7 protein-coding genes are annotated in these 7,305 nt (G+C 41.0%); all 7 read right to left on the reverse strand.

The annotated features are described in order from the left end of the window. The coding region (gene rpe, locus AC52RT_RS17170) for a ribulose-phosphate 3-epimerase (RefSeq protein ID WP_495541871.1) at nt 1–458 on the reverse strand (458 nt) is incomplete at its 3' end. Nucleotides 459–461: 3 nt separating this feature from the next. Continuing rightward, nucleotides 462–1,343 carry a ribosome small subunit-dependent GTPase A gene (gene rsgA, locus AC52RT_RS17175; protein ID WP_495541872.1) on the reverse strand — a complete coding sequence of 294 codons (882 nt, stop codon included), beginning with the start codon at nt 1,341–1,343 and terminating at the stop codon, nt 462–464. Nucleotides 1,344–1,383: 40 nt separating this feature from the next. After that, the gene (gene pknB, locus AC52RT_RS17180) at nt 1,384–3,381 is read right to left on the reverse strand and encodes a Stk1 family PASTA domain-containing Ser/Thr kinase (RefSeq protein WP_495541873.1); all 1,998 of its coding nucleotides are present in this window, start codon (nt 3,379–3,381) and stop codon (nt 1,384–1,386) included. A gap of 5 nt (nt 3,382–3,386) precedes the next feature. Continuing rightward, complete coding sequence (locus AC52RT_RS17185; RefSeq protein ID WP_495541874.1) at nt 3,387–4,136, reverse strand: Stp1/IreP family PP2C-type Ser/Thr phosphatase; 750 nt, start codon at nt 4,134–4,136, stop codon at nt 3,387–3,389. Between the two features lie 221 nt (nt 4,137–4,357). Continuing rightward, nucleotides 4,358–5,707 (reverse strand): 16S rRNA (cytosine(967)-C(5))-methyltransferase RsmB, encoded by a 1,350-nt coding sequence (rsmB, locus tag AC52RT_RS17190; protein ID WP_495541875.1) that lies wholly within the window; start codon nt 5,705–5,707, stop codon nt 4,358–4,360. Further along, nucleotides 5,694–6,653 (reverse strand): methionyl-tRNA formyltransferase, encoded by a 960-nt coding sequence (gene fmt / locus AC52RT_RS17195; protein ID WP_495541876.1) that lies wholly within the window; start codon nt 6,651–6,653, stop codon nt 5,694–5,696. The genes rsmB and fmt overlap by 14 nt, the downstream gene beginning before the upstream one ends. Beyond that, on the reverse strand, nt 6,650–7,135 hold the full coding sequence (def, locus tag AC52RT_RS17200; protein WP_495541877.1) for a peptide deformylase: 486 nt from the start codon (nt 7,133–7,135) through the stop codon (nt 6,650–6,652). The genes fmt and def overlap by 4 nt, the downstream gene beginning before the upstream one ends. Nucleotides 7,136–7,305 lie beyond the last annotated feature (170 nt).

Genomic DNA, 7,305 nt, shown 5'->3' on the forward strand with positions numbered 1-7,305 from the left:
GGAAGCACGGAAGAAAGGAATGACTGTCCGCCGAATCCTGGGTTAACTGTCATAAGCAGCACCATATCTACTTCTTCAATAACATGTTGAATCATCGATACAGGAGTAGCTGGATTCAACACGACACCCGCCTTAACCCCAAATGACTTAATTAATTGAATGGTCCTGTGCAGATGCGTGCATGCTTCCACATGTACGGTTAGGTAATCAGCTCCTGCCTTGGCAAAAGCTTCGATAAATTGATCAGGGTTTTCAATCATTAAATGTACATCCAGCGGAAGTTTCGTTACTGGACGAATCGCCTCTACAATCAGTGGTCCGATTGTAATATTAGGAACAAAATGACCATCCATTACATCTACATGAATATAATCGGCTCCGCCTGCTTCCACATCACGGATTTCCTCACCCAGCTTTGCAAAATCAGCTGACAAAATGGAGGGTGCAATTTTCACCATCGTCTAATACCTCGGCTTTCTATCTTTGATTTCCTCGAATATTTGTTGGTAATGTTTATAACGGTAGGTTGGAATATCTCCTGACTCTACTGCCTGCTTTACCGCGCACTTTGGTTCTTTATCATGTAAACAACCGCGAAATTTACACTGCTCTCCGTACTTATAAATTTCCGGGAAGCAATACGCTAATCGTTCTAATTCAATATCTAAGAATTCTAAGGAGCTAAATCCAGGTGTATCAGCAACAAGACCTGAACCGATGGGTAGTAATTCAACATGTCTTGTCGTATGCTTGCCTCGTCCTAAATGAGCTGAAATTTGATTCGTTTCGATATCAAGTTCCGGGTTGATTGCATTTAGAAGAGATGATTTTCCCACCCCTGATTGACCAGCAAAAACACTCGTTTTTCCTTCAAGATATGGCAGCAAGACCCCAAGACCGGCACTCGTTATAGAAGACGTAGCCACAACCTCATAACCGATTTTCCGATAGTCCTCCATATATTGATTAAGTGTTTCCCGTTGTTGTTCCGAAATCAGGTCCATCTTACTAATACAAATAATCGGTTCAATTTCATTATTTTCTATCGCAACAAGGAAGCGGTCCAGCAAGGTGGTGCTGAATTCAGGTTCAACAGCTGAAAAGACAAGAATGGCTTGGTCAACATTCGCTATTGGCGGCCGAACGAGTTCATTGGTACGTTCCTTTACTTCAAGCAGATACCCATCCGTACTATTTTCAGCTTGATACACGATATAATCACCGACAAGGGGGTTAACTTTATTATGTCGAAAGACTCCCCTGCCTCGACACTGGATAATTTGTTTGCCATCAAGCACGTAGTAGAATCCACTGAGCGCTTTAATGATTTTGCCCTCTGGCATAGCTTCACTCCTTTAGTTAATTGATTTTGCAGGTGCTTTATCATTCGGGATAGGGTACAACGTTATCTAAATAAACACGGCCGTCAAGAATGATTTTATATCCTGCCTGCTTGTCATAGGGTACTAAGAAAACTAGTTCCTTTGTTTCTGTCTTTGTTATCGGAAACGTTTCAACTGGCTCCGTCATGCTGTTGTTCATATCTTCTATATAGATTTGAACGGTCTGCTCCTCACCTGGCTTATCAGGATTGTCTACGTATTCTATTGTAACTTTCTTGACAACCTTTTTAGGAGGGATTTCTTTCTTGCCTTTGGAAAGAACGACATTCACGGTACTGCCTTTTTCCACCTTGGTTCCTGGTGATGGTTCCTGACTAATAACCAAGCCGACACCAACAGATTCGTTGTACTCTTCCCTTTTTACGTTAATTTTTATTCCAGCTTCTTTAGCGTAGTCATCTAGACCCGCTTTATTGAATTCTGTAAGATTTTTTAATGGAAGTTGTTCCGGTCCTTTACTGACTGTAAATTCAAAGGCCGTCTCCGATGGTACCACTTCTGTATTCAAAGATGGTACTTGTGTCAGAATAGTTCCAGGAGAACTATCATCAAATTCTTCAGATATCATACTTTTCTTAAAATCCATTTTACCCAGTAACGTTTCAATACTATCAATATTACGGCCGATATAGTCGGAAACCGTAACCGTTTCTTTTCCTGTACTTTGATAAATATCAATCTCTGTACCTTCTTTAACTACTTTACCGGCACGAGGTTCGGTTTTAATAACTTGTTCTTGAGGGACTTTTTCATCAGATAATTCGATCGTTTTCCCTGGTTCAAGTCCGGTCTTAAGCAGTTCCACGATTGCATCATCGTATTCTTCTCCCGAGAGATCCGGGATCGTGATTTCTTTTGGACCAAATAAATCAAGAAAGAACACAAAAGAACCACCAAGTATAAGCAAAATCATTAAAAGACTAGCTATCAGAAGCAGGGGCCGCTTTTTACGTTTTTTCTGTTTCTTTGAACTCGCTCCCTTTTTTTTTGCAACCGACTTAACTGGTGCGGAAGGGTCATCGTAAACAGCCGTATTTTTTTCTGGACCCCTAATAATGGTTTCGTCAATACTAGCCATATTATCATTTGTAATAATAGGTATCGCTTTCGTTGCATCATGGTCTTCTGGGATGGCGAAGACCGGTTCATTAAGTCGCTCTGGTTTAAGTGACGTTCTGATTTGTTCATGCATTTCATCGACACTTTCATACCGATAATAAGAATCCTTTGCAGTAGCTTTTAAAATAATATTTTCGACACTTTGAGGGATGTCAGGATTCCAGCGCTTGGGCGAAGGCGTCTCCGATTGTAAATGCTTTAACGCAATGGAAACGGCGGATTCACCTGAGAAAGGCAGTCTTCCGGTTAACAACTCAAACATCACAATGCCCAACGAATAAATATCGGACTTTTTATTCGCCATGCCGCCTCTTGCCTGCTCCGGTGATAAATAATGAACAGATCCTAAAACAGCATTCGTCTGCGTAATATTTGTTGCACTTAAAGCCAAAGCTATTCCGAAATCAGTAATTTTCACATTTCCAATTTCATCAACAAGGATATTCTGCGGTTTAATATCCCGGTGGATAATACCGTTATGATGTGCATTGGAAATGGCTGCAGTAATTTGTTCCATAATGTTAATGGACTCTTCAATTGACAGCGGATAGTTCTTTTGTATGTATTGCTTTAACGTTAAGCCTTTTACATATTCCATGACAATATAGTAAATGTCGCCATCTTCACCGACATCATAAATACTGACAATATTAGGGTGAACTAAACTGGTAGCAGATTGTGCTTCCCGGTTGAAACGTTTAATGAATTCATCATCATTATTGAAATCCATTCGCAGAATCTTCAAAGCTACATCCCTGTCCAAGATCATATCTCTAGCCAGGTAAACATTAGCCATGCCACCGCCGCCAACCATATCTAACAGCTTATAGCGACCGTTGATTCTTTTACCAATCAGCATTCAGTTCACCCACTTTCACTTTCATCACAAAATTGAACAAGGACAAGGGTGATATTATCTTCACCACCGTATTGATTGGCCAAGTCAATTAATGCAGCTGCTTTCTCATTAAGATCAGTATCAGACACTAACATTTCTTTCATCTGATTCTCACTAACCTTATTGGAAAGGCCGTCTGAGCAAAGCAAGAGAATATCTCCCTCTTCAAATGTGATAGTTGAAATATCCATTTCAACCTGTAATTCTGTTCCTAGTGCCCGCAATAACACGTTTTTACGAGGATGGTGTTCTGCATCTTCCCGTGATATTTGCCCTGAACGGACCAATTCATTTACAAGAGAATGATCTTCCGTCACTTGTTTAAAGCCGCTTTCATTGTATAAATAACAGCGACTGTCGCCAATATTAGCAATTGTCGAAAATCGATTGGTACAAATAGCAGCCACAACGGTCGTACCCATCCCATTACATTCTAAATGCTCAGCTGAATGGTCAAAGAGCAGCTGGTTAACCTTAGTAATTTGATTCTTAAACCACATTTCCGCATCTTGAGCAGTTAAGATGTCCATTGTTTGTTCCCATTCTTTGCTTAAAAAATCAATGGTCATTCCACTTGCCACATCACCGGCACGGTGTCCACCCATTCCATCGGCGACAATTGCCAGACTAACTCCATCAGAATTGATAAAAATACCGCCATTGTCCTCATTATGCTGGCGGACTTTTCCACGGTCTGTTTTAAATACTGCCTTCATAGGTTCACCTCGTCTCTTCTTTTCGCTCTTAGCATTCTTGACCGCATGCTGATGGTCGTCACAATACCTTTTTCAGCGTCCTTCTTAAAGGGAAAAATTCGTTCTCGAGGTGTACGGACACGGCTAGATTTACATAATTCACAGCTATCAACTAACCCAGCACTTGGTAGAAGTACAGACAATCTAACAGCAAGATCTGTCAAATTGTCTGTACGGTACCATTAATTGCTCTTCTTTTTAAAGCTGGATATAAAGAACCCATCACTGTCTAGATCTTGTGGGAATATCTGCAACATATTATCTTCAACAAAACTTTGTACTCCTTCTGGGAGACGCTCTTGTAACTCTAAATCTTTTTCAAAATCAGGATGTCTTTCTAAAAAAGCCTCAGCAACACGCTGGTTTTCTTCCTGATCGACTGTACAGGTACTGTATACCAAGCGGCCGCCTTGTTTTAATAAAGGTGCTGCAGCATCTAACAGCTCAGTTTGTATACTTGCGAGCTTTATTATATCATTTTTTGATTTTGTATACTTAATATCAGGTTTCCGGCGCATAACACCTAACCCTGAACATGGAGCATCAATTAGAATTCGATCGAAGCCTTCTGCACTAAATTTCTGCTGCACATCACGGCTGTCTGCCACATAGGTTTTAATATTACGAAGACCTAAACGTTGTGCTTGTTTCTTAATCAACTTCACTTTATGATCATGAAGATCGATAGCTGAAACTTGTCCTGTAGTCAGGCGTTCTGCAATATGAGTCGTTTTCCCGCCTGGGGCTGCACATGCATCAAGAACCATATCATTTTCAACTGCCCCTAAGGCATGCGCAACAAGCATTGAACTTTCATCTTGGACCGTCATAAATCCAAGCGTGTAGCTTTCAGAATGAACAAGGTTGCCTCGCAGACAATTAATAGCTTCCGGGACAATTGAACTTTTTTCAACTTCGAAACCTTCTTCAGTCAATAGTCGTACAAGTTCATCTCGTGAAATTTTACGTGTATTTACCCTGACTGTTTGTAAGGGAGCCGTTAAATTTATCTCACACATTTCTGACGTTTTCTCTACACCATACTGCTCAATCCAACGTTCTACAAGCCATTGTGGATGACTAGTGGCAATGGACAATCGTTCAGTCTCGTCCTTAATGTCTGTAAGCGGACGTACACCCTGACGCTGAATACTCCTCAATACGCCGTTTACCATAGAAGCGATCCCTTTATGACCGCGTTTTTTTGCTATCTCTACCGCTTCATAAATGATAGCGTGATCCGGAACCTTATCTAAGTACACCATTTGATACAACGAAATACGAAGCAGATTATAAACCCACGAAAGTGTATGTTTACGGTCTCTGACAAAAGGCTCTAAATAATAATCTAACGTCATTTTTCGTTGAATGGTTCCATACGTTATTTCTGTTAATAAACCATTGTCTACACCAGACAAGTTATGCTTTTCTATTTTAGAGTTTAATAATAAATTACTGTATGACTGATTCTTTTCTACAGATTCTAGAACATCTACAGCGAGTTCCCGAACATTCTTCTTAATTGTTGTCATTTTCTGCTCCTAACTTCATACCAGGTATAATAAAGCTGCCGGCTCCACGCAAATAATCTTTTGCAAGCATTTTTTTCTTTCCAGATGGCTGAAGCTCCGTAACCAACACTGCTGTCTGATTGCCTGTGGCAATTAACACACCGTTGTCTTCGATTGATAATACTTCACCAGGCTGTGCCTTTCCTTCAAATGACACTTTTTTAGTATCCCAAATCTTTAAAACAGCTCCATCAATAAGTGTATAGGCAACCGGCCAAGGATTCAAACCACGCACATGATTAAAAATAGCTTCTCCGGTTTGAGTCCAATCTATCTTTTCTTGTGCCCGTTTAATATTAGGGGCAAATGTCGCAGCGGTTTCGTCCTGCTTCTTCGATTTAAGCTCGCCCTTAATAAGCTTTGGCAATGTTTCTGCTAAAAGATCAGCACCGATTGCACTTAGCTTCTCATGCAGTGTCCCTACATTATCTTCTTCAGTAATTGTAAGTTCACTTTGAGTCAAAATGTCTCCGGCATCTAATTTTTCAGCCATGTACATAATCGTGATGCCTGTTTTCTCTTTACCCTGTAACAGTGCATAATGAATAGGAGCACCGCCTCGCAGCTCTGGCAAAAGTGACGCATGAACATTGATACACCCGTATTTTGGTGCTTCAAGCAGTTCATTCGGCAAGATTTGTCCAAATGCAGCAGTAACAATTAAATCTGGGTTCAACGCAAGTACTTTATCTAAATCTTCTTTTACCCGAATTTTCTCCGGCTGCAGAACTGGAATTCCGTGTTTCAGAGCTTCAACCTTTACAGGAGGCGGGGTCAGCACTTTCTTACGTCCCACTGGCCGATCAGGCTGAGTAACGACACCAATCACTTCGTATCCTTCTTTCAGGATTCTTTGTAATACCGGTACCGAAAAGTCTGGTGTGCCCATAAATAAAATTTTTGTCATTCTTCAACTACCCCTTCTAGCTCTTTTTCAGTTAAATAATGTGTCACCTTACTAGTAAATAAAACACCATGCAAATGGTCAATTTCATGCTGTATAGCACGGGCAAGAAAGTCCTCTGCCTCCATTTCAAAAAATGCGCCCCGACGATCCTGAGCCTTAACCTTCACACGATACGGACGAGTTACCTCACCATATAGGTCTGGAAAACTCAAACAACCTTCAGGTCCAGTTTGTTCACCAGAACTATCTAAAATAACTGGATTAATTAACTCAAGCGTACCAGACTCGTCCCCAATATCGACGACAGCAATCTGCTTTTTAACCCCTATCTGCGGAGCAGCAAGCCCCACACCATCTGCTTCAATCATGGTGTCATACATATTATTTAACAGCTTAGCCAACTTTCCATCAAAACTTGTTACTTTATCACATTTTTGTTTCAAAATTTTCTCAGGAAACAAAACAATCGGTAAAATAGCCAAAATAAACAACTCCTATAAGAAATGCGGAGGCGCCTTGGCCAGGCCCGACAGGCATAAGAACGACCTCAAAGCAAGGTGCTTTTCCTTGCGGAGAGGACGGGCTTATGACCCGAGGGACTAGGCGCCGCAGCTAGACAATAATGAAATGCGGACGCGCCTTGGTCAGCCTC

The organism is Peribacillus sp., from assembly GCF_059453735.1.